This window comes from Cellulomonas fimi, from assembly GCF_028527925.1.
Taxonomy (GTDB): Bacteria; Actinomycetota; Actinomycetes; order Actinomycetales; family Cellulomonadaceae; genus Cellulomonas; species Cellulomonas fimi_C.
In genome coordinates, this window is sequence record NZ_JAPESW010000157.1 from 1 (window position 1) to 654 (window position 654).

Sequence of the window (654 nt, forward strand, 5' to 3'; positions counted from 1 at the left end):
ACGATCCGCTTCACCGTCGGCGCCGCGCTGCTCGTCACGGCGGTCAACGCCGTGATCGGCACGCTCGTCGCGTGGGTCCTCGTGCGGGACGACTTCTGGGGCAAGCGCGCCGTCGAGGTCGTCATCGACGTGCCGTTCGCGCTGCCGACGATCGTCGCCGGCCTGGTCCTCATCTCGCTCTACGGCCCGCAGGGCCCGTTCGGCGTCAACCTCGTCGGCACGCAGGCCGGTGTCGTCCTGGCGCTCCTGTTCGTCACGCTGCCGTTCGTCGTCCGGTCCGTGCAGCCCGTGCTCCTCGACATGGAGCGCGACGTCGAGGAGGCCGCGGCATCCCTCGGGGCGAGCGGAGCGACGACGTTCCGCCGCATCGTGCTCCCGACGATCGCGCCGGCCATCGTGTCCGGCGCCGCGCTCAGCTTCGCGCGGGCGCTCGGCGAGTTCGGGTCCGTCATCCTCATCTCGGCCAACCTCATCGGGAAGACGCAGGTGTCGTCGGCCTACATCCTCAAGCTCATCGAGTCCCAGGACCCGGTCGGCGCCGCGAGCGTCGCGGTCCTGCTGCTCGTCGTCGCCGTCGTCGTCCTGGTCCTGCTGGACGCCCTGCAGCGAAGGACGGCACGCCGTGGCTGAGCCGACGACCCTGACCGACCGTGA

The 654-nt window shown here is 71.1% G+C and carries 1 protein-coding gene; it reads left to right on the forward strand.

Annotated features, from left to right (window positions below):
* The coding region (locus OMK64_RS20245) for an ABC transporter permease (protein ID WP_272730151.1) at nt 1-630 on the forward strand (630 nt) is incomplete at its 5' end.
* Nucleotides 631-654 lie beyond the last annotated feature (24 nt).